General features: G+C 70.2%; 28 protein-coding genes and 3 tRNA genes. 21 read left to right on the top strand and 10 right to left on the bottom strand.

Going from position 1 to position 26,067, the window contains the following annotated elements; translation table 11 throughout:
* Window positions 1–38 precede the first annotated feature (38 nt).
* Entirely contained in the window at window positions 39–809 is a 771-nt protein-coding gene (locus tag RWS82_RS14220) for an FCD domain-containing protein (protein ID WP_314651357.1), read from the top strand.
* Window positions 802–2,061 carry an alpha-hydroxy acid oxidase gene (locus RWS82_RS14215; protein WP_314651354.1) on the top strand — a complete coding sequence of 420 codons (1,260 nt, stop codon included), beginning with the start codon at window positions 802–804 and terminating at the stop codon, window positions 2,059–2,061. The genes RWS82_RS14220 and RWS82_RS14215 overlap by 8 nt, the downstream gene beginning before the upstream one ends.
* Window positions 2,062–2,104: 43 nt before the next feature.
* On the opposite strand, the gene RWS82_RS14210 is transcribed toward RWS82_RS14215, so the two are convergent.
* The 4 genes from RWS82_RS14210 to RWS82_RS14195 all read right to left on the bottom strand — a co-directional run bounded on the left by RWS82_RS14210 (window position 2,105) and on the right by RWS82_RS14195 (window position 6,550).
* A complete protein-coding gene (locus tag RWS82_RS14210; RefSeq protein WP_314651353.1) occupies window positions 2,105–2,860 on the bottom strand; it encodes an HAD family hydrolase in 756 nt (251 codons plus the stop codon).
* Window positions 2,861–2,954: 94 nt separating this feature from the next.
* Window positions 2,955–3,031, bottom strand: a tRNA-Pro gene (locus RWS82_RS14205).
* A 52-nt stretch (window positions 3,032–3,083) separates the two neighbouring features.
* Complete coding sequence (locus RWS82_RS14200; protein ID WP_400190098.1) at window positions 3,084–4,025, bottom strand: metallophosphoesterase; 942 nt, start codon at window positions 4,023–4,025, stop codon at window positions 3,084–3,086.
* Window positions 4,016–6,550 carry a transglycosylase domain-containing protein gene (locus tag RWS82_RS14195; protein ID WP_314651348.1) on the bottom strand — a complete coding sequence of 845 codons (2,535 nt, stop codon included), beginning with the start codon at window positions 6,548–6,550 and terminating at the stop codon, window positions 4,016–4,018. The genes RWS82_RS14200 and RWS82_RS14195 overlap by 10 nt, the downstream gene beginning before the upstream one ends.
* 87 nt (window positions 6,551–6,637) lie before the next feature.
* Between RWS82_RS14195 and RWS82_RS14190 the strand changes: the two genes are divergently transcribed.
* Window positions 6,638–6,862, top strand: a complete 225-nt coding sequence (locus RWS82_RS14190; RefSeq protein ID WP_314651345.1) for a hypothetical protein — start codon at window positions 6,638–6,640, stop codon at window positions 6,860–6,862.
* Complete coding sequence (locus tag RWS82_RS14185) at window positions 6,859–7,317, top strand: RidA family protein (protein ID WP_314651342.1); 459 nt, start codon at window positions 6,859–6,861, stop codon at window positions 7,315–7,317. The genes RWS82_RS14190 and RWS82_RS14185 overlap by 4 nt, the downstream gene beginning before the upstream one ends.
* A gap of 61 nt (window positions 7,318–7,378) precedes the next feature.
* Here RWS82_RS14185 and acs read toward each other — a convergent pair whose 3' ends face one another.
* The gene (gene acs / locus RWS82_RS14180; RefSeq protein WP_314651339.1) at window positions 7,379–9,346 is read right to left on the bottom strand and encodes an acetate--CoA ligase; all 1,968 of its coding nucleotides are present in this window, start codon (window positions 9,344–9,346) and stop codon (window positions 7,379–7,381) included.
* 386 nt (window positions 9,347–9,732) lie between these two features.
* Here acs and RWS82_RS14175 point away from each other — a divergent pair, with 386 nt between their 5' ends.
* From RWS82_RS14175 to RWS82_RS14130, 10 genes are all read left to right on the top strand, one after another.
* Complete coding sequence (locus RWS82_RS14175; RefSeq protein WP_314651337.1) at window positions 9,733–10,746, top strand: TadA family conjugal transfer-associated ATPase; 1,014 nt, start codon at window positions 9,733–9,735, stop codon at window positions 10,744–10,746.
* Window positions 10,740–11,648, top strand: a complete 909-nt coding sequence (locus RWS82_RS14170; protein ID WP_314651334.1) for a type II secretion system F family protein — start codon at window positions 10,740–10,742, stop codon at window positions 11,646–11,648. Before RWS82_RS14175 ends, RWS82_RS14170 begins: the two co-directional genes overlap by 7 nt.
* Window positions 11,649–11,827: 179 nt before the next feature.
* Complete coding sequence (locus RWS82_RS14165; protein WP_400190100.1) at window positions 11,828–12,052, top strand: DUF4244 domain-containing protein; 225 nt, start codon at window positions 11,828–11,830, stop codon at window positions 12,050–12,052.
* Window positions 12,049–12,402, top strand: coding sequence for a TadE family type IV pilus minor pilin (locus RWS82_RS14160; RefSeq protein ID WP_314651331.1), 354 nt, complete (start codon window positions 12,049–12,051; stop codon window positions 12,400–12,402). The genes RWS82_RS14165 and RWS82_RS14160 overlap by 4 nt, the downstream gene beginning before the upstream one ends.
* A 40-nt stretch (window positions 12,403–12,442) precedes the next feature.
* Entirely contained in the window at window positions 12,443–12,772 is a 330-nt protein-coding gene (locus RWS82_RS14155; protein WP_314651329.1) for a helicase, read from the top strand.
* A 78-nt stretch (window positions 12,773–12,850) separates the two neighbouring features.
* On the top strand, window positions 12,851–15,706 hold the full coding sequence (gene topA, locus RWS82_RS14150; RefSeq protein ID WP_314651326.1) for a type I DNA topoisomerase: 2,856 nt from the start codon (window positions 12,851–12,853) through the stop codon (window positions 15,704–15,706).
* Window positions 15,703–16,350, top strand: a complete 648-nt coding sequence (tmk, locus tag RWS82_RS14145; RefSeq protein ID WP_314651323.1) for a dTMP kinase — start codon at window positions 15,703–15,705, stop codon at window positions 16,348–16,350. Before topA ends, tmk begins: the two co-directional genes overlap by 4 nt.
* Window positions 16,351–16,441: 91 nt before the next feature.
* A complete protein-coding gene (locus RWS82_RS14140; RefSeq protein WP_314651320.1) occupies window positions 16,442–17,599 on the top strand; it encodes a DNA polymerase III subunit delta' in 1,158 nt (385 codons plus the stop codon).
* The gene (locus RWS82_RS14135) at window positions 17,596–19,155 is read left to right on the top strand and encodes an alpha/beta hydrolase (protein ID WP_314651317.1); all 1,560 of its coding nucleotides are present in this window, start codon (window positions 17,596–17,598) and stop codon (window positions 19,153–19,155) included. The genes RWS82_RS14140 and RWS82_RS14135 overlap by 4 nt, the downstream gene beginning before the upstream one ends.
* A gap of 113 nt (window positions 19,156–19,268) precedes the next feature.
* Window positions 19,269–19,341 (top strand) — tRNA-Thr (locus RWS82_RS14130).
* 72 nt (window positions 19,342–19,413) lie between these two features.
* Here RWS82_RS14130 and RWS82_RS14125 read toward each other — a convergent pair.
* The gene (locus RWS82_RS14125; RefSeq protein ID WP_314651315.1) at window positions 19,414–19,758 is read right to left on the bottom strand and encodes an ATP-dependent DNA ligase; all 345 of its coding nucleotides are present in this window, start codon (window positions 19,756–19,758) and stop codon (window positions 19,414–19,416) included.
* Between the two features lie 103 nt (window positions 19,759–19,861).
* On the opposite strand from RWS82_RS14125, the gene RWS82_RS14120 reads away from it, so the two are divergent.
* The 3 genes from RWS82_RS14120 (at window position 19,862) to RWS82_RS14110 (ending at window position 21,372) form a co-directional block, all read left to right on the top strand.
* The gene (locus RWS82_RS14120) at window positions 19,862–20,191 is read left to right on the top strand and encodes a hypothetical protein (RefSeq protein WP_314651312.1); all 330 of its coding nucleotides are present in this window, start codon (window positions 19,862–19,864) and stop codon (window positions 20,189–20,191) included.
* Window positions 20,192–20,260: 69 nt separating this feature from the next.
* Entirely contained in the window at window positions 20,261–20,842 is a 582-nt protein-coding gene (locus tag RWS82_RS14115; protein WP_314651310.1) for an isochorismatase family protein, read from the top strand.
* Complete coding sequence (locus tag RWS82_RS14110; RefSeq protein ID WP_314651307.1) at window positions 20,839–21,372, top strand: DUF1697 domain-containing protein; 534 nt, start codon at window positions 20,839–20,841, stop codon at window positions 21,370–21,372. The genes RWS82_RS14115 and RWS82_RS14110 overlap by 4 nt, the downstream gene beginning before the upstream one ends.
* On the opposite strand, the gene RWS82_RS14105 is transcribed toward RWS82_RS14110, so the two are convergent.
* On the bottom strand, window positions 21,369–21,593 hold the full coding sequence (locus tag RWS82_RS14105; RefSeq protein ID WP_314651304.1) for a hypothetical protein: 225 nt from the start codon (window positions 21,591–21,593) through the stop codon (window positions 21,369–21,371). The two genes, RWS82_RS14110 and RWS82_RS14105, sit on opposite strands and share 4 nt — an antisense overlap.
* Window positions 21,594–21,618: 25 nt before the next feature.
* On the opposite strand from RWS82_RS14105, the gene RWS82_RS14100 reads away from it, so the two are divergent.
* Window positions 21,619–22,137 carry a CGNR zinc finger domain-containing protein gene (locus RWS82_RS14100; protein ID WP_314651303.1) on the top strand — a complete coding sequence of 173 codons (519 nt, stop codon included), beginning with the start codon at window positions 21,619–21,621 and terminating at the stop codon, window positions 22,135–22,137.
* A gap of 15 nt (window positions 22,138–22,152) precedes the next feature.
* On the opposite strand, the gene RWS82_RS14095 is transcribed toward RWS82_RS14100, so the two are convergent.
* The 3 genes from RWS82_RS14095 to RWS82_RS14085 all read right to left on the bottom strand — a co-directional run bounded on the left by RWS82_RS14095 (window position 22,153) and on the right by RWS82_RS14085 (window position 23,703).
* Window positions 22,153–22,701 carry a type 1 glutamine amidotransferase domain-containing protein gene (locus RWS82_RS14095; RefSeq protein ID WP_314651300.1) on the bottom strand — a complete coding sequence of 183 codons (549 nt, stop codon included), beginning with the start codon at window positions 22,699–22,701 and terminating at the stop codon, window positions 22,153–22,155.
* Between the two features lie 114 nt (window positions 22,702–22,815).
* Window positions 22,816–22,888 (bottom strand) — tRNA-Lys (locus RWS82_RS14090).
* A gap of 146 nt (window positions 22,889–23,034) precedes the next feature.
* Window positions 23,035–23,703: a fasciclin domain-containing protein gene (locus tag RWS82_RS14085; protein WP_314651297.1), complete on the bottom strand. Its 669-nt coding sequence runs from the start codon at window positions 23,701–23,703 to the stop codon at window positions 23,035–23,037.
* A 253-nt stretch (window positions 23,704–23,956) separates the two neighbouring features.
* On the opposite strand from RWS82_RS14085, the gene sigK reads away from it, so the two are divergent.
* Genes sigK through RWS82_RS14070 form a run of 3 tightly spaced genes read left to right on the top strand, consistent with a single transcriptional unit; the run spans window position 23,957 to window position 26,003 of the window.
* Entirely contained in the window at window positions 23,957–24,556 is a 600-nt protein-coding gene (gene sigK, locus RWS82_RS14080) for an ECF RNA polymerase sigma factor SigK (protein WP_314651557.1), read from the top strand.
* Window positions 24,553–25,344: an anti-sigma factor gene (locus RWS82_RS14075; RefSeq protein WP_314651295.1), complete on the top strand. Its 792-nt coding sequence runs from the start codon at window positions 24,553–24,555 to the stop codon at window positions 25,342–25,344. Before sigK ends, RWS82_RS14075 begins: the two co-directional genes overlap by 4 nt.
* 29 nt (window positions 25,345–25,373) lie before the next feature.
* Window positions 25,374–26,003, top strand: coding sequence for a DNA-directed RNA polymerase subunit beta (locus RWS82_RS14070; RefSeq protein ID WP_314651292.1), 630 nt, complete (start codon window positions 25,374–25,376; stop codon window positions 26,001–26,003).
* Window positions 26,004–26,067 lie beyond the last annotated feature (64 nt).

Raw genomic sequence — 26,067 nt, 5'->3', positions numbered from 1 at the left:
CAGAGATCGACATCCGATCGCAGGCGAGGAGGCGGGCGATGACAGAGCAGCCGGTACGCGCGTGGCGTGTCGTGCTCGATCACATCGAACGCGATCTGCTCGACGGCCGCCTTCGGCCGGGGGAGCGGCTCGCTTCCGAGCGCGATCTGGCGCTCGACCTCGGCGTCGGTCGATCGAGCGTGCGCGAGGCGTTCCGCGTGCTGGAGGTCATGGGGCTCATCCGCACGGCGACCGGCTCGGGGCCGCAGGCGGGCGCGATCGTCATCGCCACGCCCACGGGCGGCATGTCGCAGCTGCTGCGGCTGCAGGTCGCCGCACAGGGCTTCCCCCTGGCCGACGTCGTGCAGACCCGGCTCGTGCTCGAAGACGCGGTCGTCGATGCCCTCGCCTCGTCGACCGACCGGGACACGGCCGAGGCGCATCGGATGCTCGCGGCGATGGATGCCCCCGATCTCACGCCCGGCGAGTTCCTCGCCCTCGACGCCCAACTGCACCTCGCCCTCGCCGAAGCCAGCGGCAACGCCGTCATCGCGGCCATGATGGCGGGGCTGCGCTCGTCGATCGAGTCGTACGTGCAGGCGGGGGCGGCAGCCGTCGCCGACTGGGCCGCCATGACCGAACGACTGCGCGCCGAGCACCGCGCCCTCGTCGCGCACATCGATGCCGGCGACGCCGCCACCGCCCGCGCCCTGGTGCGCGCGCACATCACCGGCTACTACGCCGCCGCCGGTCTGCACCGGCTCCCGGCATCCGACACGAGTGGACCACCCGCCCCCGATTCCCCGCCCCGAGAGGACCCCCATGGTTGACCGCCAGCTCCCCAAGCCCGCCGAGCTGCTCGAGCTCATGCAGTTCAAGAAGCCCGACCTCAACGGTCGTCGTCGCCGCCTCGCCGCGGCGCTGACCATCGACGACCTGCGCAAGATCGCGAAGCGCCGCACGCCGAAGGCCGCCTTCGACTACACCGACGGCGCCGCGGAGGGGGAGCTGTCGCTCGCCCGTGCGCGTCAGGCCTTCCAGGACGTCGAGTTCCACCCCGGCATCCTGCGGCCCGCGCCCGACGTCGACACGAGCGTCGAGATCCTCGGAGGCCCCTCCGCGCTGCCCTTCGGCATCGCCCCGACCGGGTTCACACGCCTCATGCAGACCGAGGGCGAGACCGCGGGGGCCGGAGCGGCCGGCGCGGCGGGCATCCCGTTCACCCTGTCGACGCTGGGCACGACGTCGATCGAGGGCGTGAAGGCGGCGAACCCGCATGGCCGCAACTGGTTCCAGCTCTACGTCATGCGCGACCGCGAGATCTCGTACGAGCTCGCGCGTCGGGCCGGCGCGGCCGGCTTCGACACGCTGCAGTTCACCGTCGACACCCCCGTCGCCGGCGCGCGTCTGCGCGACAAGCGCAACGGCTTCAGCATTCCGCCGCAGCTGACGCTCGGCACGATCATCAACGCCATCCCGCGGCCGTGGTGGTGGATCGACTTCCTCACCACACCCAAGCTGGAGTTCGCGTCGCTCAGCGCGACCGGGGGCACGGTCGGCGAGCTGCTCGACGCCGCGATGGACCCGACCATCAGCTACGACGACCTCGCGGTCATCCGCGACCTGTGGCCCGGCAAGATCGTGATCAAGGGCGTGCAGAACGTCGAGGACTCGCTGCGGCTGCGCGACGCCGGCGTCGACGGCATCGTGCTGTCGAACCACGGCGGGCGTCAGCTCGACCGGGCCCCGATCCCGTTCCACCTGCTCCCCGAGGTGCGGCGCGCCGTCGGCGACGACTTCACCGTCATGATCGACACGGGCATCATGAACGGCGCCGACATCGTCGCCTCGGTCGCCCTCGGCGCCGACTTCACGCTCATCGGCCGCGCGTACCTCTACGGCCTGATGGCGGGTGGACGGCAGGGCGTCGACCGCACCATCGCGATTCTCCGCAGCGAGATCGAGCGAACGATGCGCCTGCTGGGGGTGTCGTCGCTGGCCGAGCTCGAGCCCGCGCACGTCACGCAGCTGCAGCGGCTCGTGCCGGTCGCGCGCGCGGCATCCGACGCGGCGATGCGCTGACCCCGACCGGCACTCCCGCCGTGCGGTGCGCCCGCGCGGCCGGTCAGAGGGTGGGGAGGAGGCCGTCGAGTTTCTCGGCGGTGTCCTCCCAGCCCTCGACCGCGACGGACGGCACGCCGAGCGCACGCACCGGGAAGTCGTTGCCGCCCTCGTCGAGACGGTCGCCGTAGAACAGCATGGCGTCGAGCGGGATGCCCGTGAGCTCGGAGAGCCGGGTCATGCCGTAGGCCTTGTCGATACCGGCGCGGGTGATGTCGATCGACGTCGACCCGCCCGATCGCACCTCGAGTCCCGGAAGGCGCGGGGCGACGGTATCGCGCAGTGCGGCGCGCTTCTCGCCGGTCGGGTCCCACGCCTGTTTGGCGTCGTGCGGGGCGCGCTGGCCGAGAGCCGAGAAGGTGATCTGCGATCCGCGGTCCTCGAGGATGTCGCCCCAGGGGTCGGCCTCCCACAGGCCCAGACGTTCGGCCTCTTCGCGCAGCGCGGTGAGGGCGGACGTTTTCTCGTCGTCGCTCAGATCGTGCGCGTAGACCGTCGCGAACCCCTCGCCGTCGTGCCGCAGGTAGCGGGTGCCGCAGGTGGGCAGCAGGTGCAGGCGCGCGAGGTGGGCCGCATCCGTCCCGTCGAGGCGGGCGACCACCTGCGAACGGAACTGCGTCTCGTTGCCACCCGAGATGATGGCGACGTCGACCCTGCGCAGCAGTGCGCGCAGCAGATCGGCGATGCGGGGGGTGATGGCGGCCTTCGAGACGGCGAGCGTGTCGTCGAGGTCGAAGGCGACGAGGGAGGGCGCGGTCATGATGCCTCCAGCCTAGAGTGAGCCGGGAGCCGGGGCCGACGACCGGGACCGGATACGAGGAAGGCCGCCCTCGCGGGCGGCCTTCCGGTGTCACTGGTCGGGGTGACAGGATTTGAACCTGCGACCTCTTCGTCCCGAACGAAGCGCGCTACCAAGCTGCGCCACACCCCGTTTGCAACCCTCCGAGTCTACAAGGAAAACCCGCGAGCGCCCAATCGGGCGATCATCCGCGCGCCGTGAGGGTGAGCAGAGTCGCCTCCGGGCGGCAGGCGAAGCGCACGGGCGCGTAGATCGAGTGACCGCACCCCGCGCTCACGTTGAGCGGCACGGTGCGCCCGTCGTGCTGCCACGTGCTGAGGCCCTTCGCCTGCTTCAACGGGATGTCGCAATTCGCCACGAGGGCGCCGAAGCCGGGCAGGCAGACCTGGCCCCCGTGCGTGTGGCCGGCCAGGATGGCGTCGACGCCGAGGTCGATGAAGCCGTTCAGCACACGCTGGTAGGGCGCATGCGCGACCCCGAGCACCGGAGTGGTCGAGGAGCGCGCCCCGAGGGCGTCGACGGCGTCGGGGAGCGCGTCGAGACGGTCCCACCGACGATGAGGGTCGTCGACCCCGACGAGGTCGACATCGAGGCCCGCCACGGTGAGGCGCGCGGCGGTGTTGTTCAGGTCGGTCCAGCCGAGCTCGTCGGTGAAGTACGCATCCATCGCGGCGGTGTCGAGGCGGGCCGGTTCAGCGGTGCTCTTCGACGGGCCGGTGAAGTACTTGAGGGGGTTGCGCGGCGACGGTTCGCTGACGTCGTTCGATCCGTGCACGAAGACACCCGGGATGCCCGCGAACGGCTCGAAGGCCCGCCGGATGCCCGTGAGACCGTCGCGGTGGCCGAGGTTGTCGCCCGTGTTCACGATGAGGTCGGGCTGCAGCTGAGCGAGGGAGGCGAGCCAGTCCTGCTTGCGGTGCTGCCACGGCGCCATGTGCGCGTCGGAGATGTGCAGGATGCGCAGCGGCGCCGCGCCTTCCGGGAGGGCGGATGCGGTCGCCTCGCGGACCGTGAACAGGTAGCGCTCGATGCCGATGCCCCACACTGCGGCGGCGGCACCAGCGGCCCCCACCGCGCCGAGCGCGATGAGGGCCGGGTGCGCCGTGCGTCGCGCGGTCACCCGCACGCCACGTTCACGGTCGCGCCTCGGGTCGTCGCCGAGCCGGGCGCCGGATCCGTCGCCGTGACCTTCGAGCCGCCCGTGCTGCAGGTCGCATCGAACTGCGGACTCAAGCCGGCCCCGAGGAGACTCGCCGAGGCCTGCCCGCGGGACATACCGACGAGGTCGGCGGGCACCGTGGTTCCCTGGCCATTGCTCACTGAGATCGTGATCGTCGCACCATTGGGCGCCTGCCCCTGCGGGTCCTGCGCCACGACGATGTTGGTGGCCTGATCGCTGTTCACCGGAGCGCCGTCGGCCACCGCGAAGCCCGCGCCTTCGAGAGCCGCCCTGGCCTCCTCGATCGTCATGCCCACGACGTTGGGAACGTCGGTGAGCACCTGACGGGTCAGGGAGTTGTCGGGCTGGGGGAAGCGGTCGCCGCCGTAGACGTCGTTCGCCGCCGTTTGCGCGGCCTTGGCGAGGGGGTAGCGCATCTCGTTGAGGAGCTTGCCGTTGATACGCTTCCGATAGATGTCGGCCTGGCCCTTCCAGCGACCGGCCCAGACAGCCGTCGTGACCTTCGAGCTCGATTCGATCATCATGGTCGACCAGCGGTCGTGCGTTCCGGTCTTGCCGATGAGTGGCGTGCCGTCGAACGGGTTCGCCGCCGCGCCGGTTCCGCCGCCGGCCATCACGCCCTGGAGCGCGTACGCGGCCGTGGCAGCGACCTCGGGCGAGATGACGCCCTCCTTGCAGTCGATCGCGGGGATCTCGTGCTCCGTGCCGTCGGCGTTGAGCACCTTGTCGATCGCGCGCGGGGCGCAGAGCGTGCCGCCGCTCGCCACCGTCGCGTAGGCGTTGGCCATCGCGAGGGGCGAGATGTTCTTCGGTCCGAGCACGTCGTACGGCACGTTCTCCTCCGTGACCTTCTTGCCGCTGGCGTACGTCACGCCCATACGGTCGGCCACCTTGTTGATGTCGCAAATGTCCAGCTTCGCCGCCATGGCGAAGTAGCCCGAGTTCAGCGACTGCGCGGTGAAGTTCATGACGCTGCTCGTGCCGCCCTGGCCACCGCCGAAGTTACCGATCTTCTTGGTGTCGACGTTCTGGGTGCCGCCGCAGACCTTCATCTTGAGGTTCGTCTGCACGCGGCCGTTGAGCACCTCGTTCACCGAGTGGCCCTTCTCGAGCCAGTCGATGAGGGTGAAGAGCTTGTAGGTCGAGCCGACCTGGAAGCCTCCGGAATTGCCGTACGTCGAGTCGCCGGCGAACACCAGCGAGGTGAAGGCCTGGTCGTCGGTCGCGGTCTCCTGGAAGTTCGTGTTCTGCGTCATCGAGAGAATGCGGCCAGTGCCGACCTCGACGGAGACACCTGCGGCGCCGAAGTACTGGTTGTCGGCGTTCGCGGGAACGACGTCGGCCATGGCCTGCGCCGCCGGGTCCTGGATGCGCATGTCGAGCGTGGTGTAGATCTTCAGTCCGCCGCGACGCAGCAGTTCGCGGCGCTCCTCGCGGGAGTCGCCGAATGTGGGGTCGTTCTCGATGATCGACTTCACGTACTGGCAGAAGTACGCGCTCCGACCGGCCGTGCTGCAACCCTGGACCGGAACCTGGATCGCGGGCTGGATGGGGGTGGCCTTGGCCTCGTCGTGCTCGGCCTGCGTGATCTTGCCGTCGGCGAGCATGCGGCCGAGCACGTAGTCGCGCCGGTTGAGGGTGTCGGCGAACCCGTCGGCGAGGGAATTCTGGCCCTCGGTGCGGTCGATGCGCAGCGAGTTCGGATTCTGCACGATGCCCGCCAGCGTCGCCGCCTGGGCGATCGTGAGGTTCGCGGCTGACGTCGAGAAGTAGTAGCGCGCGGCGGCCTCGATGCCGTAGACGGTGCCGCCGAAGTTCGCGATGTTCAGGTAGCCGAGGAGGATGTCGTTCTTCGACGCCTCCTTCTCGATCTGGATGGCGTACCGCATCTCCTGCAGCTTGCGCTCGATGCCGGCCGCGCCCGTCGCCTCGGTCGCCTCCTGCCAGCACTTCTGCAGGTCTTCCGCGTAGGTCTCCGATGCGGTGTCGGCGTTCTGCTCGCACTCCTGGATCTGCACGTTCTTGACGAACTGCTGCGTGATCGTGGATGCTCCGCGAGAGGAGGTGCCGCGGACGTTGTCGATGACGGCCTTGACGGTCGCCCCGACGTTCACGCCGCCGTGGTCGTAGTAGTTCTTGTCTTCCGACGAGAGGATCGCGTTGATCAGCGTGGGGGAGAGCTGCTCGTACGTGATCGGCACGCGGTTCTGCTCGTAGAACGTCGCGAGCACGATCGGGTCGCCGCCCGCCGGGTTGTTCGCGTAGATGGTCGACTGCTCCATGGGGGCGTCGACCTTGAGGTTGTCCGGCAGCTTCTCGAACATGGTCAGAGCGCTGTTGCCGGCGACGCCGGTCATGGCGATGACGGGGGTCACGCTGGTGGCGACGAGGAGTCCGGCGACGGCGCTCAGGCCGACGAGCCCGAGCAGGCCACCGAGCACGCCTTTCACCGTACGGGTCTTGTGAGGCATACGCTTGATCGTAGGGGAGTTCCCTGAATACCGCCTCTGACGGGCCCGTGTCGATCCGCGCCCGCGACCGACCCGATTGGGAGAGCCATGACCACGTGGGAGTACCTGACCACGCCGCTGCTGATCCACAACACCGCGGCCATCCTCAACAACTGGGGCAAGCAGGGCTGGGAGCTCGTGCAGGTCGTGCAGGGGCCCGAGGGTGGCCTGGTTGCGTACTTCAAGCGCCCGGTGACGCAGGACGGCTCGAACCAGACCGGTCTCGCCGCCGCCGCCCAGGCCGCGCGCCAGTTCGACGGGGGCGCCGCGTGACCGTCTCGGCCCGGCTCGCCGAGCTCGGCATCGACCTGCCCGCCGTCGCCGCCCCGGTCGCGTCGTACGTGCCGGCCGTCGTGCACGGCGGCATCGCCTACACCTCGGGTCAGCTGCCGTTCGTCGACGGAGCCCTGCCCGCAACGGGCAAGGTCGGCGCCGAGGTCGACCCCGATGACGCGAATGCGTATGCGCGCACGTGCGCGCTGAACGCGCTGGCCGCTGCGGCGGATGCCGCCGGGGGCGTCGACCGCCTCGCCGGTGTGCTCCGGGTCGGCGGGTTCGTGGCATCCGTGCCGGAGTTCACGGGGCAGCCCGGGGTCATCAACGGCGCGAGCGAGGTGCTCGGCGAGATCTTCGGCGACGCGGGGCGGCACGCCCGCGCGGCCGTGGGGGTGCCGGTCCTGCCGCTCGACAGTCCGGTCGAGGTCGAGGTCGCCTTCCTCCTCGCCTGAGCTTCCGCCCACATCGAGAACGCCCCCGCCGGAACCGGCGGGGGCGTTCTCGTCTCTCTGGCTACTTGACCTGCGACGAGATGATCGTCATCACGGCGGTGTCGGCGAGCGTCGTCGTGTCGCCGACCTCGCGCCCCTCGGCGACGTCGCGCAGCAGGCGCCGCATGATTTTGCCGGACCGAGTCTTCGGCAGCTCTCCGACGATGTAGACGTCGCGCGGGCGGGCGATCGCGCCGATCTGCTCGCCGACCCACAGGCGCAGCTGCTGGGCGAGGCCCGCGGCATCGTGCGCATCGAGGTAGCTTTGCTTCACGATCACGAAGGCCACGACGGCCTGTCCGGTGGCCTCGTCGGATGCCCCGACCACGGCGGCTTCGGCGGTGGCCTCATGGGCGACGAGCGACGACTCGATCTCCGCCGTCGAAAGGCGGTGCCCCGAGACGTTCATGACATCGTCGACGCGACCGAGCAGCCACAGGTCGCCGTCGTCGTCGAGCCGCGCGCCATCGCCGGCGAAGTAGAAGCCCTGGTCCTCGAACTTCTCCCAGTAGGTCTCGCGGAAGCGCTCGGGGTCGCCCCAGATGCCGCGCAGCATGCTGGGCCACGGCTCGGTGACGACGAGCAGCCCGCCGTTGCCGGTTCCGACCTCCTCGCCCTTCTCGTCGACGACGTCGATCGAGATGCCGGGCAGCGGCACCTGCGCCGAGCCGGGCTTCGTCGCGGTGACGCCGGGCAGCGGCGAGACCATGATCGCTCCGGTCTCGGTCTGCCACCAGGTGTCGACGATCGGTGCACGCCCGCCGCCGATGACGTCGCGGTACCACATCCACGCCTCGGGGTTGATGGGCTCGCCCACCGACCCCAGCACGCGCAGCGACGAGAGGTCGAACTTCTTCGGCACACTGCGCCCGATCTTCATGAACGAACGGATCGCGGTCGGTGCGGTGTAGAAGATCGACACCTTGTACTTCTCGATGATCTCCCACCAGCGCCCGGGGTGCGGGGCATCCGGCGTGCCCTCGTAGATCACCTGCGTCGCCCCGTTGGCGAGCGGACCGTAGGTGACGTATGAGTGCCCGGTGATCCAGCCGATGTCGGCGGTGCACCAGTAGACGTCGCTCTCGGCGTGCAGGTCGAAGACGTACTTGTGCGAGTACGCGGCCTGCGTGAGGTAGCCGCCGGAGGTGTGCAGGATGCCCTTCGGCTTCCCGGTCGTCCCGGAGGTGTAGAGGATGAAGAGGGGGTTCTCGGCGGGGAACGCCTGCGCGACGTGATCGGCGGATGCTGCCGGGACGGCGTCGTGCCACCACACGTCGCGGCCTTCGACCCACTTGACGTCGTTGCCGCCGCGGCGCACGACAAGCACGTGCTCGACGGTCTGCTGCTCGCCGTCGCCGCGATCGCTCAGCGCCTGGTCGACCGCGGGCTTGAGCGCCGAGACGCGCCCCTTGCGGTAGCCGCCGTCGGCCGTGATGACGACCTTGGCTCCCGCGTCGTCGATGCGTGCGCGCAGGCTGTCGGCGCTGAAGCCGCCGAACACCACCGAGTGGATGGCGCCGAGTCGGGCGACGGCGAGCATGGCGGCGATCGCCTCGGGGATCATCGGAAGGTAGATGGCGACCCGGTCGCCGTGGCCGACGCCGAGGTCGGCGAGGACGTTCGCCGTGCGCTTGACCTCATCGGTGAGCTCGGCGTACGTGATGGTGCGGGAATCACCCGGTTCGCCTTCCCAGTGCAGGGCGACACGGTCGCCGTTGCCGGCTTCGACATGGCGGTCGAGGCAGTTGTAGGCGACGTTCAGCTCGCCGTCGTCGAACCACTTCGCGAACGGCGGGGTCGACCAGTTGAGCACGCGCGTGAACGGCGTGTGCCAGTGCACGAGTTCGCGGGACTGCTCGGCCCAGAAGCCCTCGCGGTCGGCGGCTGCGCGCTCGTACAGCGCGGGGGAGGAGACGGACTGCGCCACGAACTCCGCGGAGGGCGGGAACTGGCGGCTCTCGTCGAGAAGGTGATCGATCTGGCTGCTCATCGGCAGACGCTCCTTTGCGGCTGGACATGCCCCGGTGGTGCGCCAGGGACAGAGTGAATCTAGTCTCGCCCACCGCACCGGCATACTGCCGAAAGTAGGTAGCGTGGCGGGTTTTGTGAGGACGGTCGCCTTGTGTACGCTCAACTCCAGCCGAATACTCATTCCGGCTTCTGCGCGCCCGATTCCCCCGATCGGATCGCGTCCGGCGGCACCTCATTCCCCCCATGAGGTGCCGCCTTCTTCGTGGCGCGGGTGGTCTCCGACGTCGGTGCGAACCGTGCACCGTCGCCGATTCCCTCCTGCACGGAGAGCACGTGAAGACGCGCTGTGCACACGACGCGGGATCCGGTGACTCCCGGCGACGCGGGTCGACCTACCGTCTTCGCATGCCCGAACCGTTCCTCCTCCTCCCGCGTCCCGCCGCGCACGCCGACGGCCGTGGGGGGAGCGTGGCCGAGCCCGACCCTCGCCTCCACGCCGATCTCGGCCCCCTCGCACCGTACGGAGCCGACCCCGCGGTGACCGACATCTTCGTCAACGGAACCGCCGGCCTCTTCGTCGACCGCGGAGCGGGGGTGCAGCACGTGCCCGAATGGCGTGCGTCGGAGCGGGAGGTGCGCGACCTCGCCGTCGCGCTGGTCGGGCGCGGCGGACGGCACCTCGACGATCAGGCACCGTGCGTCGATGTCCGGCTCCCGTCCGGCGTCCGCGTGCATGCGGTGCTCGCTCCGGTGGCGACCGGGGGCACCGCGTTGTCGATCCGGATCCCACGCGTGCGAGCCGCCGACCTCGATGCGCTCAACGCGCTGGGCAGCATCGACCGGCGTCAGGAGCTCTGGTTGCGGCGACTGGTGTCCGAGCGCGCGAACCTGCTCATCACGGGCGGTACGGGCACGGGGAAGACGACACTGCTGTCCGCTCTCCTCTCTCATGCCGCTCCGGGCGAACGGTTGGTGACGATCGAAGACGTCGCCGAACTGCGTCCGAACCATCCGCACCACGTCGCCCTCGAGGTGCGGCAGTCGAACCTCGAGGGGGCAGGTGGCATCACGCTGGCGCGACTGGTGCGGGAGTCGCTGCGCATGCGACCCGACCGGCTGATCGTGGGGGAGTGCCGGGGCGAGGAGGTGCGCGAACTCCTGTCGGCTCTCAACACCGGGCACGACGGCGGCGCCGGCACGATGCATGCGAGCGGGTTGGGCGACGTGCCTGCGCGGCTCGAAGCACTCGGTGCGTTGGCCGGCATGGACGCGACCGCCCTCGCCCGGCAGGCGGTGAGCGCGTTCGGGTTCGTGCTGCATCTCGAACGACTCCCCGACGGCGTGCGGCGCATCGCTCGTGCCGGCACGCTCGTGCTGTGCGGCGACCGCCTGGACATCGAGGAGGTGCGGCCGTGGTGACACGGAGTGGGGGCGCCGTACGAGCGCGCAGGCGGGCGGTCGACGCGATGGAGGCGGCGACCTGTCTGCAGATGCTCGCCGTCCTCCTGCAGGCCGGCGCGCACCCCGTCGAGGCGTGGCACCACCTGGCCGCGACCGGCGAGCAGCGCGCCGAGGCGATCGCCGAACGGTTGCGGGCCGGGGACGGGGTGGTCGAGGCGCTGGAGGCGGAGGGCGGGGCCTGGCGCGATGTCGCCGCCGCGTGGGAGATCGCCGCGACGGTCGGAGCACCGCTGGCCGACGTGCTGCGGTCCGTCGCCGAGACGCTCCGCGACGCGGCCGCCGGCGCCGACGATGTGCGGATCGCCCTCGCCGAACCCGCCGGCACCGCGCGGTTGCTGCTGTGGATGCCCGTGGCCGGTCTGTTCCTGGGACTCGTGCTGGGGTTCGACACGATCGGCGCGGTCACGCGGAATCCGATCGGTGCGGCGTGCCTCGGACTCGGGCTCGGTCTCGTCCTCGCTGCGCGCGCATGGACGCGCCGGCTCCTCGCTCGGGCCGCCCCGCCACCCGGCACACCCGGCCTGCAGGCCGAGCTCGTCGCGGTCGCGCTCTCCGGCGGAGCATCCGTGGAGCGAGCCCGCCGGCTCGTGAGCGAGACGTCCGTCGAGACGGTTGACGACGAGCGAGTGCCCATCGTGCTCGAGCTGTCGCGGAGTGCGGGGGTGCCGGCGGTCGAACTGCTCCGTGCCGCCGCGGCGCACGAGCGACACGCAGCCCGCGTGCGCGGTCGGATGCGGGCCGCGCGCCTCTCGACGCGTCTGCTCCTGCCGCTCGGGGTGTGCACGCTGCCCGCCTTCCTGCTGCTCGGCGTGGCCCCGCTGCTGTTGAGCGTCCTCGGGTCGACCCCGCTGCCGACCTGACGGGTCCCGTCGTACGTCCGCCGGAACCCGACCGATTCCCGGCGGACCACGCAGACCGGACGCATCCCGCGTCCGCAAGAGAAAGAAGACCGGGCGCATCCGCGCCCGCACGAAAGAAGGAGACACGCATGATCACCACACTCGCCGGCCCCTCGCGTCCGCCTCGGACGGCGCCATCCCTGCGCAGACGCCGCGAGGGGGTTGCCACGCCCGCGTTCCCGCCCCTCGACGGCCGCCGCGCCCGCACCCTGTTCGGCGACGACTCGGGCGCCGCGACCGCCGAGTATGCGATCACGACGATGGCCGCCGTGGCCTTCGCCGGACTCCTCGTCGTCATCATGCGGTCCGATGAGGTGCGCGGCATCCTCACCGATCTCGTGCGCCGCGCGCTCACCGTCTCATGATCGGCACCCGAGGGCGCGGGCGGCCCGACGACCGGGGATCCGCCGCGGCGGAGCTGGCTCTCGCGCTCCCGGCCGTGGTTCTCGTCCTCGCTCTCGGGGTGGGGGCGCTGGGAGCTGCCGCGCGGCAGGTCGCCCTGCAGGACGCCACCGCCGATGCGGCCCGGCTGCTCGGTCGGGGTGAGTCCGCCGGCGCGGCGGGAGCCGCCCTGGCGCGCGCCGTACCGGGTTCCTCCTGGTCCTCGTCGTCGTCGGGCGACCTCGTCTGCGTCAGCGCCAGCAGCGTCGTCGCGATCGGCGGGCTGCGGATGCCCCTGACCGCGTCGAGCTGTGCGCTCGCCGGAGGGCTCTGATGGCGGTCACACGAGCGATGTCGCCGAGGAGCGTGCGCTGATGGCGGGCACGGCGCTCGCCGCGGGGGTGCTCGTGGTCGCCTCGTCGCTCGCTCTGGGCCTCGCAGCGGTGGGCGGCGCGGCGGTGACCGCCCAACGCGTCGCGGGCGCCGCCGATGCGGCCGCCCTCGCCGCCGCCGATGCCGCGAGCGGTGCCGTGCCCGTCGCCGACGCCCCCTGCACGGTGGCCGCGCGGGTCGCGAGCGCCGCCGGAGCGACCCTGGTGCACTGCGCCGTCGAGGGCTTCGTGGCGACCGTGGAGGTCCAGGCGGCGTACGCTGGACTCGCAGCCGTCTCCCGTGCTCGTGCCGGGCCACCCGAAGGCGAATGACGGCGAACCGTCCTCCCCACTGCCGATCAGGCGCAGATGAGGGGTGTGTATGGTGTGCTTCGAAGAAAGGACGCACTCTTGGCTGAAGGCAAGAAGCTCGTCATCGTCGAGTCCCCGACGAAGATGCGGTCGATCCAGGGCTACCTCGGCGACGGCTACGAGGTGCTGAGCTCGGTGGGTCACATCCGCGACCTCGCCGACAAGAAGGACATCCCCGCGGCCGACAAGCAGGCCTACGGGAAGTACTCGATCGACATCGAGAACGGCTTCGACCCCTACTACGTCGTCTCCGATCGCAAGACGAAGACCGTCGCCGAGCTCAAGCGCGCCCTGAAGAACGCCGACGAGCTCCTGCTCGCCACTGATGAGGACCGCGAGGGCGAGGCCATCGCGTGGCATCTCCTCGAGACCCTCAAGCCCAAGGTCCCTGTCAAGCGCATGGTGTTCCACGAGATCACCAAAGACGCGATCCAGGCCGCGGTCGGCAACACCCGCGAACTCGACCACGCCCTCGTCGACGCCCAGGAGACGCGACGCATCCTCGACCGCCTGTACGGCTGGGACGTGTCGCCCGTGCTCTGGTACAAGGTCAAGACGGGCATCTCCGCCGGCCGAGTGCAGTCCGCCGCCACGCGGTTGATCGTCGACCGCGAGCGTGAGCGCATGGCGTTCGTGTCGGCCGAGTACTGGGACGTCGACGCCTCGGCCGCCGCGAGCGGCACGGGATTCCGCATCCGTCTCGTGCGCGTCGACGGCGGCCAGCTCGCCCGCGGTTCCGACTTCGACGACCGAGGCGCCCTCAAGCGCGCCGTCATCACCCTCGATGAGAAGGCCGCGACGGCTCTGGCCCAGGCGGTCGAGTCCGCCGGCACCGGAACCGTCACGAAGGTCGAGGCGAAGCCCGGCACGCGCAGCCCCTACGCGCCCTTCACCACCTCCACGATGCAGCAGGAGGCGGGGCGCAAGCTCTCGATGGGCGCGAAGCAGGCGATGAGCGTCGCTCAGCGCCTGTACGAGAAGGGGTACATCACCTATATGCGTACGGACTCCACGTCGCTCAGCACCCAGGCGGTGCAGGCGGCGCGGAACCAGGCGGTCTCCCTCTACGGCGACAGCGCCGTGCCGCTCAAGCCGCGCGTCTACAAGTCGAAGAGCAAGAACGCGCAGGAGGCGCACGAAGCGATCCGCCCGTCGGGCGACACCTTCCGCACGCCGGCGTCGCTGTCGTCCGAGCTCGACCGCGAGGAGCAGCGCCTCTACGACCTCATCTGGAAGCGCACGGTCGCGAGCCAGATGGCCGACGCCAAGTACGAGACCACGACCGTGACCATCGCGGTCGACGCCGCGGGACAGACGGCGGAGTTCACGGCATCCGGAACCGTCTACACCTTCAAGGGCTTCCTCGAGGCCTACGAGGAGGGTCGCGACGAGAAGCGCGGCGATGCGGATGCCGCCGAGAACCAGTCGCTCCCCGCCGTCGCCGTCGGCGACGCGCTCGCCGTCTCCGAGGCCGAGGCCAAGGGGCACCGCACCACGCCCAAGCCCCGTTACACCGAGGCGTCGCTGGTCAAGGTCCTCGAGGAGAAGGGCATCGGCCGCCCCTCCACGTTCGCCACCATCCCCGAAACGATCCTCGACCGCGGCTACGCGGTCAAGCGGGGACAGGCCCTCGTGCCGACGTGGCTCGCGTTCAGCGTCGTCCGGCTGCTCGAAGAGCACTTCGCGGAGCTCGTGGACTACGACTTCACCGCGGCGCTCGAAGACGACCTCGACACCATCGCCCGCGGCGAGCAGGACAGGGTCGAGTGGCTCAAGGGCTTCTACTTCGGCTCCGACGCGCACGTCGGTCTGCGCAAGGTCGTCGACAACCTCGGCGAGATCGACGCGCGTGCGCTCAACTCCACGCGCATCACCGACACCGCGACCCTGCGGTTCGGCAAGTACGGCCCGTACCTCGAGGTCGCCGACCCCGAGAACCCCGACGCCAAGCCCCGCATCGTGAATGTGCCGGAAGACCTGGCCCCCGACGAGCTCACGGCCGAGAAGGCGCAGGAGCTCATCGACGCCCCGGTCGCCGGCGACCGCGTGCTCGGCACGAACCCGGACAACGGCAAGATCGTCGTCGTGAAGGACGGGCGCTTCGGCCCGTACGTGCAGGAGGCCGATCCGGTCTCCGACGACGCCGCCGTCGACGAGACGACGGGCGAGGTCGTCGAGGCCCCGAAGAAGCGCGGCGCGAAGAAGGAGACCGTTCCGAAGCCGCGCACCGCCTCGCTGTTCCGCTCCATGTCGGTCGACACGATCGAACTCGACACGGCTCTGCAGCTGCTGAGCCTGCCGCGCGTCGTCGGCACGGACCCCGAGTCGGGCGACGAGATCACCGCGCAGAACGGCCGTTTCGGCCCGTACCTGAAGAAGGGCACCGACTCGCGATCGCTGGAGAGCGAGTCGCAGATCTTCGACGTGACGCTCGAGCAGGCGCTGGAGATCTACGCGCAGCCGAAGTACGGCGCCCGCCGAGCATCCAGCGCGCTCGCCGAGTTCGACGCCGACCCGGTCAGCGGCAAGCCGATCCGCATCCGCGACGGACGCTTCGGTGCGTACGTGACCGACGGCGAGACGAACGTGACGATCCCGCGCGGTCAGAAGCCCGAGGACATCACGTTCGAGATCGCGGTGCAGATGCTCGCCGACAAGCGTGCGAAGGGTCCGGCTCCGAAGCGCGGCTCTCGCACGGCGGCGAAGAAGGCCCCCGCGAAGAAGGCTCCGGCCAAGACCACGGCCAAGAAGACGACCGCGAAGAAGGCTCCCGCGAAGAAGACGACCGCGAAGGCCTCGGCGGACGCCGAGAAGGCGGCGGCTCGTTCCGCAGCCGCGAAGAAGGCGGCGGCGACGCGTGCCGCGAACGCGGCGGCGAAGCAGGCCGGTTCGTGACCTCGGCCCGCGGTCGCTGGATCACCCTCGAAGGCGGCGACGGATCGGGCAAGACCACTCAATCCGACCTGCTCGCCGCCTGGCTGACCGAGAGCGGACACTCGGTGGTCCGCACCCGCGAGCCCGGCGGGTCGGAGGTCGGCACCCTCATCCGCGACATCGTGCTGCATCACCGGGGTGACATCGCCCCGCGTGCGGAGGCGCTGCTCTATGCCGCCGACCGCGCGCACCACGTCGCGACCGTCGTGCGCCCGGCGCTCGAGCGCGGTGATGTCGTGCTGCAGGACCGCTACCTCGACTCCTCGGTCGCCTACCAGGGCGCCGGACGTGTGCTCGATGCGACGGAGATCCGCGACCTCTCGCTCTGGGCCGCCGAAGGTGCGCTTCCCGATGTCACGGTGCTGCTCGACCTCGACCCCGCGACCGCCCGAGAGCGTATCGATGCAGCGGACAAGCCGTTCGACCGTCTCGAGGCCGAGAAGGCCGATTTCCACGGCCGGGTGCGCCAGGCGTTCCTCGACCTCGCGGCCGCCGAGCCCGAGCGCTTCCTCGTGATCGACGCCGCGCAGGCCCCGGACGTCGTCGCCGCCGCCATCCGCGACCGTGTCGCGGCTCTTCTCGACCTGCCCGCTGACCGCGGCTGACCACACCGCCGCACCGCGGCTGACCACACCGCCGCACCGCGGCTGACCACACCGTCGCTCGGGCGTCGGTGGTGCCGATTAGGCTGAGTGCATGCCCGACACCGCGATCGCTCCGTTCCCGTGGGGCGACGTGTGGGGGCAGCCCGACGCCGTCGAGACGCTGCGCACCGCGGCATCCGACCCGTCCGCCCTGTCCCACGCGTGGCTGATCACCGGCCCGCCGGGGTCGGGGCGCTCCACCCTCGCGTACGCCTTCGCGGCGGCGCTCATCGCCGAGGGGCCCGAAGATGAGGCGACGATGCGCCAGGTGCTCGCACGCACGCACCCCGACGTCACCGCTCTGCGCACAGACAAGGTCATCATCACGATCGCCGAGGCGCGCGCGCTCGTCGAGCGCTCGTACTTCTCTCCGTCGTCCGGCCGTTACCGCGTGATCGTCGTCGAAGACGCCGACCGCATGGTGGAGCGCACCTCGAACGTGCTGCTCAAGGCACTCGAAGAACCGCCGGAGCAGACCGTCTGGATCCTCTGCGCCCCGAGCGAGGCCGACCTGCTGCCGACCATCCGCTCCCGGGTTCGCTCGCTGCGGCTGCGCGAGCCAGACGTCGACGACGTCGCGCGCCTCATCGCGCTGCGCACGGGAGTGGATGCCGCCGTCGCCGAGCAGGCCGCTCGCCACGCGCAGCGCCACATCGGCATGGCGCAGCGCCTCGCCACCGACGAGCCCGCGCGACGCCGGCGCGACGAGACCCTCCGGGCGGTCCTCGGGGTGCGCGGCGTCGGCGACGCTGTCGAGGTCGCGGGGCGCATCATCCAGGCCGCGACCGACGACGCGAAGGCGCTGACGGCGGAGCGTGACGCGGCCGAGCGCGCGAATCTGCTGCGAATGGTGGGTGTGGGGGACGGGCAGGCCGTGCCCCCGGCGCTGCGCAGTCAGCTCTCCGCCCTCGAAGACGAGCAGAAGAAGCGCGCCACGCGCAGTCTCCGCGACGGTATCGACCGTGTGCTCACCGATCTGCAGTCGCTCTTCCGCGACGTCGTGATGCTGCAGTTCGGTCGCGGCGACCAGCTCATCAACCGCGAGCTGCAGCCGGAGCTGGCCGCGCTGGCGCAGGCGTGGCCCGACACCCGTACGCTTGTCGTACTCGACCACCTGGCCGATACCCGGCAGTCGCTGGAGCGCAACGTCGCACCGCTGCTCGCCCTCGAGAGCTTGCTCGTGACCGTCGCGAGCGGGAGGACACCGTGAAGATCCAGCAGACGTCCCGTCTCCGCCGCGCCGCCGCCGTCCTGGCAGGCGTGCTCACGGCATCCGTCGCCCTCTCGGGCTGCCTCTATGCCGCGATCCCCGAGCAGGCCGCGCCGCGACCCTCGACGACCAAGGCGCCCGACACCGAGGGCGTCGCCGCCGAGCTGCTGCCGTTCTACTCGCAGACCCTGCAGTGGGACGCCTGCGGTGCCAGCGGCTTCGACTGCACGACGGTGACCGCGCCCCTCGACTGGGAGAACCCCGACGCGGGCGAGATCGAGCTGTCGGTCGTCCGGCACCGGGCATCGCAGGAGCCGGTGGGGTCGTTGCTCACGAACCCGGGCGGTCCGGGTTCCAGCGGCGTCGACTTCATCAGCGAGAGCCTCGACTTCGCGGTGGGGGCCGATCTGATCGCCAATTTCGACGTGATCGGTTTCGATCCTCGGGGTGTGGGTCAGTCGACGGCCGTCCGCTGCTTCGATGCCGAGCAGATGGACGCGTACCTCTACGACATCCCCAGCGCGCCGCGAGGCAGCGCCGAGTGGGAGAGCGAGCTGCTCGCCGGCCACCAGCAGTTCGCCGACGCCTGCGAGGCGAACAGCGGCGGCATCCTGCCGTACATCACGACCGTCAACTCCGCGCGCGACATGGATCTGCTCCGTGCCGTGCTCGGCGACACCGAGCTGAACTACCTCGGCTTCTCGTACGGCACCTTCCTTGGCGCCACGTACGCGAGCCTGTACCCCGAGAAGGCCGGACGCCTCGTGCTCGACGGCGCGATCGATCCGTCCGTGCCGGGTCTCGAGGTGGGCGCGACGCAGGCTCTCGGTTTCGAGTCGGCGCTGCGTGCGTACATGCAGGACTGCCTCGACTCGGGAAGCTGCCCGTTCTCCGGCTCGGTCGACGACGCGATGGCCGACCTGGGCGCTCTCCTCGCCTCGGTCGACCGGTCACCGCTCGAGAACGCCGACGGGCGGATGCTCGGCGCCGATGCGCTGATGACCGCCATCATCGCGGCGCTCTACTCGCAGGACAGCTGGACGTACCTGACGCAGGCGCTCGACGAGGCGCTGCAGGGAGACCCGACGACGGCGTTCCTCCTCGCCGACTTCTACAACGGTCGGGAGAACGGCGGGTACGCCGACAACTCCAGCGAGGCGTTCCGCGCGTACAACTGCATGGACTACCCGGTCGAGGACGACCCCGCGGCCGAAGCGGCGACGACGGCGAAGATCGCCGAGGGTGCCCCGACGATCGCGCCGTACTGGGCGGGTCCCGACTCGTGCGAGGTCTGGCCCTACCCGCCCACCGGCACGCGGGGCGAGATCACCGCCGAGGGTGCCGGCCCGATCGTGGTCGTCGGCACCACGAACGACCCCGCCACACCGTACGAGTGGTCGGAGGCGCTCGCGGGTCAACTCGACGAGGGCGTGCTCATCACCCGGGTGGGCGAGGGGCACACCGGCTACAACAAGGGCAACAGCTGCGTCGACGACGCGGTCGAGGCCTTCCTGCTCGACGACACGGTGCCCGAAGACGGCCTCCGCTGCGAGTGACCGCGGGTGACACGCGGCTGACTCGCGGGTGACACGCGCATGCGACGGGCTCGATTCGCGAGCGGACGCGAGACAGGGTAATATCGGTGATCGCGCCGGTTCGTCCGTCGCACGCCGCTTTAGCTCAGTCGGCAGAGCATTTCACTCGTAATGAAAAGGTCGTCAGTTCGATTCTGACAAGCGGCTCCGATCAGCCCCCGGCACCCTCGTGGTGACGGGGGCTTCGGCTTTCCCGGTGTCGCGTGTGCGGGCGGATGCTCAGGCATCCACGACGTCGATCGCATGGGTGTTCGCCGCCGCCGAGGTCGACGGAGGCTCGGGGACCACGTAGAGCCCCGTCGCCGTCGAAGCGGTGTACGCCAGAGCCTGGGTCCAGGCGCGGTTCACGTCGGGTCTGCGTGAGCCGTAGAAGGCGTAGACGAGGCGGGAGGCCGGGCTGATCCATACGGTCGTGTGTCCTTCGCCGTAGCTCGGGTCGTCTCGCCACGAGAAGGTGAATGCCTCGCCCCGTCGCAGCTTCGCCGTGATGACGAGTTGGAGGTGGAGAAGCGTGCGATCCTCGATCTCCGCCTTGGTCGTGCCGTTGTAGACGAACCTTCCCATCGTGCCCTCCGTAGACGAGGTCCCCCTGTCAGGGTACGGCTCGCGCTCGCCGCGCGGAAGTGAACCCATGGTTTCGCGCCCTCTGGATGCCTAGGGTGAGGGCATGGGCCGCCTGGAGTACGACAGCATCCACGAGCCGATCGTCATCGATGACGAGACGCTCGCGCATCTCAAGATCGTGATGGGCACGAAGCTGCGGCGTCAGGAGAGCTTCATGATGACCTGGCTGCCGAAGGACTCTCCCGATGGTCGGCTCACCGCCTGGGTGCATCCGGGCATCCCCCTGCTGTACGCGTTCGACGTGGCCGCGATGCCGAAGATCGATGCCGAGCGCGTCGAGCTCATGATGCGCGAGCTCAACGCCACCGGCGAGCTCGTCCTCGACCACTTCCTGTCCAGCGAGCCCGCCCCTCGCGCCGATTCGGCGCGTTGATCGCGGCAGGACGATGCCGACGTCGATGAGGGCGCTCGCCATGTCGGTGCGTCGGACTACGCTCGGAGCATGAGCAGAGCACTCCTCATCGTCGACGTGCAGAACGACTTCACCGAGAACGGCGCGTTGGCCGTGCAGGGTGGCGATGCGGTGGCCTCGGCCGTGTCGACGTACCTCGACGCGCACGCCTCCGAGTACGACGTCATCATCGCCTCCCGCGACTGGCACGACGCCGAGGGTGACAATGGCGGCCACTTCGCCTCGGCGCCCGACTACGTCGACTCCTGGCCGGTGCACTGCGTGGCCGGCACTCCGGGTGCCGACTACGACCCATTGCTGGTCACGGATGCCGTGACCCATCACGTGCGCAAGGGCCAGGGCCGTCCGGCGTACTCGATGTTCGAGGGCGTGACCGACGACGGCGAGACCGTGGGGAACATCCTGTCCGCCGCCGGGGTGCTGACCGCCGACGTCGTCGGCATCGCGACGGATCACTGCGTGCGGGCATCCGCTCTGGATGCGGTCGCTCACGGAGTGGGCGTGCGGGTGCTCACCGACCTCATCGCCGGTGTCGGGGCCGAATCCTCGGCGGCCGCTCTGGCCGAGCTCGCGCATGCGGGGGCCGAGCTGGTCGAGAGCACGTCGGCGTGAGCCGGAGCGTCCTGCTGCTGCGTGCCGTGAACGTGAGCGGTCGCAACCGCGTGCCGATGGCCGATTTGCGCGATGCCCTGACCGCGGCGGGCATCCTCCGCGACGTGTCGACCTATATCGCGAGCGGCAACATCCTGTGCGCCACCCCGGCCGACCCGGCGGCCGCATGCGCCCATGCCCGTTCCCTGATCGGCGACCGCTTCGACGTCGACACTCCCGTGATCCATCGTTCGCATGGCGAGCTGGCCGCGGCGCTGTCGGCGCAACCGTTCGCCGAGCCCATCGAGAAGCTCGTGCACGCGATGTTCCTCGAGGGGAGCGCGCGGGACGGCGCGGTCGACGCGCTCCGTGAACGGCTCGTCCCGGGCGAGGAGATCGAGCTCGTGGGCCGTGATCTCTGGATCCGCTACGCCGACGGGGGAGTGCACACCACCAAGCTCACGAAGGCCGTGCTCGACCGTGCTCTGGGGGTGGCGGGCACGGCGCGCAACCTGCGCACGGTGCGCACGCTCGCCGAGCTCACCGCCTAGCGGCCGCGACTTTCGGCGATCGTCCGCGACACCGGGGTGGGGACCGTCGCCGACGACGCGGCGGGGAGCAGATCGACGCGTCGCGTCGTGCAGACCGCGCACCGCACGTAGAGCACCGTGCCTTCGCTCGTGCGGTGGCGGGACTCGGTGATCCAGGCGTGCTCGTGGGCGGCCTCGATCGAGCGGCGAACGGGAACGGGAAGGGTGTGCAGCGAGGTCATGTACCCAGCGTGATGTAATGCCCTTATGCATCTCAACCCTTACGGGGAGTACGCCGTACTCCTCGCCGCTTCGCTCGCGAACGACTGGCCCGCCGACCGCTCCGGTATCGAGGCGCGAACGATCGAGCTGGGCATGACGATGACGTTCCCCCCGGCATCCGACGACCACGCTCGCGTGCGCGAGGTGATCGACGACTGGCTCGCCATCGTCGACGCATCGGATGCCGACGCCCGCGCCGCTCTGCTCAACGCGCAGCTGGAGCAGTCCGCCGCCTATCCGCGGCTCACGAATCATGACGGCGAGGGGTGGCACCTGCACTACCGCGACGACGTGCCCTCCTTGCCGTTCGTGCTGCGCGCGATCATCAGCCTCGGCACCTCGCTGCACCTGGTGACCCGCGGGATGGAGCGCCTGGCGCGCTGCGAGGCCTCGCCGTGCACACGGGTGGTCGTCGACGTCACGCGCAACGGGCGGCAGCGTTTCTGCTCCGTGAGATGCGCGAACCGCGCCGCGGTGCGTCGGCACCGGGCGCGGCTCGCGTGATCCGTCAGGTGGGCGTCAGGCCGTCTGGCCCTCGTGCCGCCCCTCGCCGATCTCCTCGATCACCTTCGCGTTGAACGCCGGGAGGTCGTCGGGGGTACGGCTCGAGACGAGGCCCTGGTCGACCACGACCTCCTCGTCGACCCAGTCGGCACCTGCATTGCGCAGGTCGGTCTTGAGGCTGGGGTAGCTGGTGAGCGTGCGTCCGTCGACGACGCCGGCCTCGACGAGGATCCAGGCGCCGTGGCAGATCACGCCGACGGGCTTGTGCTGCTCGAAGAACGACTTCGCCAGAGCGACGGACGCCTCGTCCATGCGGATGTGATCGGCGTTGACGACGCCGCCCGGCAGCACCAGGGCGTCGAAGTCGTCGGCGGATGCGCTGCCCGAGGTCAGATCGACCGCCTGCGTGTGCCCGTTCTTGCCGGTGATCTCACCGGACTCGGGGGCGACGAGCGTGGCGTTCGCGCCTTCACCCGTCACGGCTTCCCACGGGCTGGTGAGCTCGCTGTCCTCGAAGCCGTCGGTCGCCAGGAATGCCACTCGCTTGTTCGTGAGGGTCGCCATGATCGTTCCTTTCGTGGAGGTCCGTGGGATGTTCCGACTCTTCCGCGATCCGAACGATGCGGGAAGGGGGTGGCGACCCGACCATGAGGCTGATAGACGCCGGATGCCGTGCGGTGGGCCCCGTGGGGCTCGAACCCACGACCCGCGGATTAAAAGTCCGATGCTCTGCCAACTGAGCTAGAGGCCCGTGTTCCCAGTCTAGGGCGCACAGAAGAGGGCCGTTGACGACACAGCCATCGTCAACGGCCCTCCGCTCATCCTTCTCCCGGTCCTCCCCAGATCGGGAGAAGGTCAGGGTGTGCCTTGCTCCTCAGCAGCACTCTCCCTGGCTTCTTACTGTGCCGGCGGCATCAGCACCGTGTCGATGAGGTACACGGTCGCGTTGGCGGTCTGGACGCCACCGCAGATGACGGTCGCGTCGTTGACCATCAGGTCGTCGCCGCTGCCGGTGACCTCGAGGTCGGCGCCGTTCACCGTGGTGTGCATGCCCGCGATGTCGGACGGCTCGATCTGGCCGGGGACCACGTGGTACGTCAGGATCGAGCTCAGCGTGGCGCTGTCGGTCTTGAGCGACTCGATGGTCGCCGGGTCGATCTTGGCGAACGCCTCGTCGACCGGGGCGAACACGGTGAACTCGTCTCCGTTGAGCGTGTCGACCAGGTTCACGTCGGGGTTGAGCTGACCGCTCACGGCTGCGACCAGCGTGGTGAGCAGCGGGTTGTTCGAGGCGGCGGTCGCCACCGGGTCCTGGGCCATGCCGGCGACCGATCCGTCACCGTCCGGCACCTGCTCGGCGTACGCCTCGCAGCCGGGGCCGACGAGGTTCGCCGCCGGGTCCATCTCCATGTCGTCGCTGGACTGCGACGTCTCGGGGGCCGACGACGGCTCCATCGACTCGTCGCTGCTGCCGGTGTCGCTGCCCATCGAACATGCGGACAGGGCGAATGCGCTCGCGATGGTGAGCGTCAGTGCTGCGGTGACCTTCTTCTTGGTGCTGAACATCTCATGCTCCTTCAAGCGTTTCCACCACGGCCTCTCCGTGGCGTTGACAGCTGTTCGGAAGCGCCGCGGGATCGGATGGGAAAAAGTTCGAACTTTCTCGAAATCCGCGTGATTCCGCGGCTCGTCGGGTCGGATGGCGCAGTGCGGCGGGCTCGCACCGCGCAGGGCGAGGGCGCGACGGAGCATCCATAACGGTTCTATCCCGACCGGGAAAGCCCCTCGCGCCTGCGCGCGCGAGGAGCACGGATGGGGCATGCTGGAAGTGATGGTCATCGATGGGATGGATGTTCCCGAGGACGGGCCGGCGCGCGACGCCGTGGCCGACCTCCTCGTCGCCGTCGCCTCGGGAGACCAAGCCGCCTTCGCGGAGCTCTACGACACCATGTCGTCGCGCGTCCTCGGTCTCATCCTGCGGGTGCTGGTGAACCGCTCCCAGAGCGAAGAGGTGCTGCAGGAGGTATTCCTCGAGATCTGGCAATCCGCCTCGCGCTTCGCTCCGAACAAGGGGCAAGGACGAACATGGATCATGACGATGGCACACCGCAGAGCGGTCGATCGCGTACGGTCCTCGCAGTCGAGCACGGATCGTGATGTGAAGGCCGGGCTGCGAGACATCGGCGTCGCGCACGACAGCGTCGCGGAACAGGTCGAACTGAGCATCGAGGGGGAACGCGTCGCATCAGCGCTCGCGGGACTCCCCGAGGCCCAGCGCGAGGCCATCGTCCTCGCTTACTACGGTGGTTACAGTCAGAACGAGATTTCGGCGCTGCTGGGCGCGCCGCTGGGAACGATCAAGACACGCATGCGAGACGGGCTCACCCGTCTCCGAACGGCAATGGGGGTGACGGCATGAATGAGAAGGACTTCGCGGAACTCTCCGCAGGTGCAGCGCTGCACGCGCTCTCCCCGGAGGACGAGACGCTCTTCCGCCGCGCCCTCGCCGAGCATCCGGAGTGGCAGGACATCGTCGAGTCCGACGCGGCGACGGCGGCGCAGCTCGCCGCCCCGTTCACCGACGAGGTGCCTCGCCCCGACATCCGTGCGGCGCTCCTCGCGCAGATCGCGACCACGCCTCAGAACGCGCCGGGTCCTCACGCCGTCGACGTGGATGCCGCCAGCGCGAGCGAGCACGCGCAGCCCGACCCGTCGAGCACCACCTCGGGCGGGGAGATCCGCCCCCCGCGCCGCTGGTCACGCGCGGTGTTCGCACTCGCCGCGTGCCTGGCGCTGCTCGTCGGAGTCGGGGTCGGAGCCGTCGCGCTGAACGATGCGCTCAATCGCCCGGCCAGCGTCGTGGCTCTGGAACAGATCCAGGATGCCGACGACGCGGCCGAGGCCAGCGTGACGCTCGACGACGGCACGACGGCGACCGCGCACTGGTCCGCATCCCTGAGATCGGCCGTGCTGGTCACCGACGGGCTCGCCGCCCCGGCCGACGGCCGCACCTACGAGCTGTGGTTCGTGCGCGGAGAGACCCCGATCTCGGCCGGCATCTTCGACGCCGACGGCACCACGTCGACCGCGGTGCTCGACGGCGAGATGCACGAAGGCGACGTCATCGCCGTGACGGTCGAGCAGGCGGGTGGATCGCCCGACGGCCAGCCGACGACCGACCCGGTGATCGTCATCCCCACCGCCTGAGCCCTAGGGATCACGCGTACCCTGGAGGGATGCCCGAGCAGCACCACCGTCCCGTCCGGCGCCCGTCCAGCGACTTCGACAACCTCGTCGGCGCGCACGACCCCGCCGAGGAGACGCGGATCGCGCACGCCACGGCATCCGCCCTCCTGGCGCGCGTGCGCGCCGACGAGAGCGGGGTGAGCGCCGAGCGCCTCGTCGCCTTCACCGCCGAGCACGGAATCGACGAGATCGCCGAGCTGTGGGCGAAGGCCCCGGCGCGCACGCTTCCGGGGGCGCTGTGGCGCCTGTACCTGCTGCAGCTCGCCATCCACGCCGATCCGCAGACGGCCGCCCTGCTGTACGAGCGGGGGAGGGTGCAGCTCGCCTCCGCCGATGCGGCGATCGCGGGCGCACCGGTGCCGGCGGGGCCCGATGAGATCGTCACGCTCATCGACACCATCCTGCGCGGCGCGTTCCGCGGCGACTTCGCCGTGGCTCTCGAGCGCGCGGCGTCGTTCTGCCGGGTGCAGGCCTCCGGCGCGACGCACACCGCCGACGACTACGAGCCGACCGAGCCGGAACGGGCGAGCGAACTCACCGCGCGAGCATCCCGACTCAGCAGCTACGCGCAGGACCTCTCGGCGTCCGGCGCGCTCTGGCGGGCCGGGACCCTGGCCTGAGCGCGGCCCGTCGGCTGCGGGTGTGATCGGGCGGGGAGTCGCGGGCAAAGAAAAGACCGGGCCG

Source organism: uncultured Microbacterium sp., from assembly GCF_963528945.1.
Lineage (GTDB): Bacteria > Actinomycetota > Actinomycetes > Actinomycetales > Microbacteriaceae > Microbacterium.
Note: the sequence above shows the minus strand (reverse complement) of the source record. Positions and strands in the feature narration are given on the sequence as shown.

Coding starts and splice junctions, on each gene's coding strand:
- RWS82_RS14100 (WP_314651303.1), top strand. CDS start 21,619: ATGCATCTCAACCCTTACGGGGAGTACGCCGTACTCCTCGCCGCTTCG.
- RWS82_RS14160 (WP_314651331.1), top strand. CDS start 12,049: ATGATCGGCACCCGAGGGCGCGGGCGGCCCGACGACCGGGGATCCGCC.
- RWS82_RS14115 (WP_314651310.1), top strand. CDS start 20,261: ATGAGCAGAGCACTCCTCATCGTCGACGTGCAGAACGACTTCACCGAG.
- RWS82_RS14140 (WP_314651320.1), top strand. CDS start 16,442: ATGCCCGACACCGCGATCGCTCCGTTCCCGTGGGGCGACGTGTGGGGG.
- RWS82_RS14220 (WP_314651357.1), top strand. CDS start 39: ATGACAGAGCAGCCGGTACGCGCGTGGCGTGTCGTGCTCGATCACATC.
- RWS82_RS14085 (WP_314651297.1), bottom strand. CDS start 23,703: ATGTTCAGCACCAAGAAGAAGGTCACCGCAGCACTGACGCTCACCATC.
- RWS82_RS14155 (WP_314651329.1), top strand. CDS start 12,443: ATGGCGGGCACGGCGCTCGCCGCGGGGGTGCTCGTGGTCGCCTCGTCG.
- RWS82_RS14125 (WP_314651315.1), bottom strand. CDS start 19,758: ATGGGAAGGTTCGTCTACAACGGCACGACCAAGGCGGAGATCGAGGAT.
- sigK (WP_314651557.1), top strand. CDS start 23,957: ATGCTGGAAGTGATGGTCATCGATGGGATGGATGTTCCCGAGGACGGG.
- RWS82_RS14175 (WP_314651337.1), top strand. CDS start 9,733: ATGCCCGAACCGTTCCTCCTCCTCCCGCGTCCCGCCGCGCACGCCGAC.
- RWS82_RS14075 (WP_314651295.1), top strand. CDS start 24,553: ATGAATGAGAAGGACTTCGCGGAACTCTCCGCAGGTGCAGCGCTGCAC.
- RWS82_RS14210 (WP_314651353.1), bottom strand. CDS start 2,860: ATGACCGCGCCCTCCCTCGTCGCCTTCGACCTCGACGACACGCTCGCC.
- RWS82_RS14195 (WP_314651348.1), bottom strand. CDS start 6,550: ATGCCTCACAAGACCCGTACGGTGAAAGGCGTGCTCGGTGGCCTGCTC.
- RWS82_RS14215 (WP_314651354.1), top strand. CDS start 802: ATGGTTGACCGCCAGCTCCCCAAGCCCGCCGAGCTGCTCGAGCTCATG.
- RWS82_RS14120 (WP_314651312.1), top strand. CDS start 19,862: ATGGGCCGCCTGGAGTACGACAGCATCCACGAGCCGATCGTCATCGAT.
- RWS82_RS14105 (WP_314651304.1), bottom strand. CDS start 21,593: ATGACCTCGCTGCACACCCTTCCCGTTCCCGTTCGCCGCTCGATCGAG.
- RWS82_RS14070 (WP_314651292.1), top strand. CDS start 25,374: ATGCCCGAGCAGCACCACCGTCCCGTCCGGCGCCCGTCCAGCGACTTC.
- RWS82_RS14095 (WP_314651300.1), bottom strand. CDS start 22,701: ATGGCGACCCTCACGAACAAGCGAGTGGCATTCCTGGCGACCGACGGC.
- acs (WP_314651339.1), bottom strand. CDS start 9,346: ATGAGCAGCCAGATCGATCACCTTCTCGACGAGAGCCGCCAGTTCCCG.
- RWS82_RS14190 (WP_314651345.1), top strand. CDS start 6,638: ATGACCACGTGGGAGTACCTGACCACGCCGCTGCTGATCCACAACACC.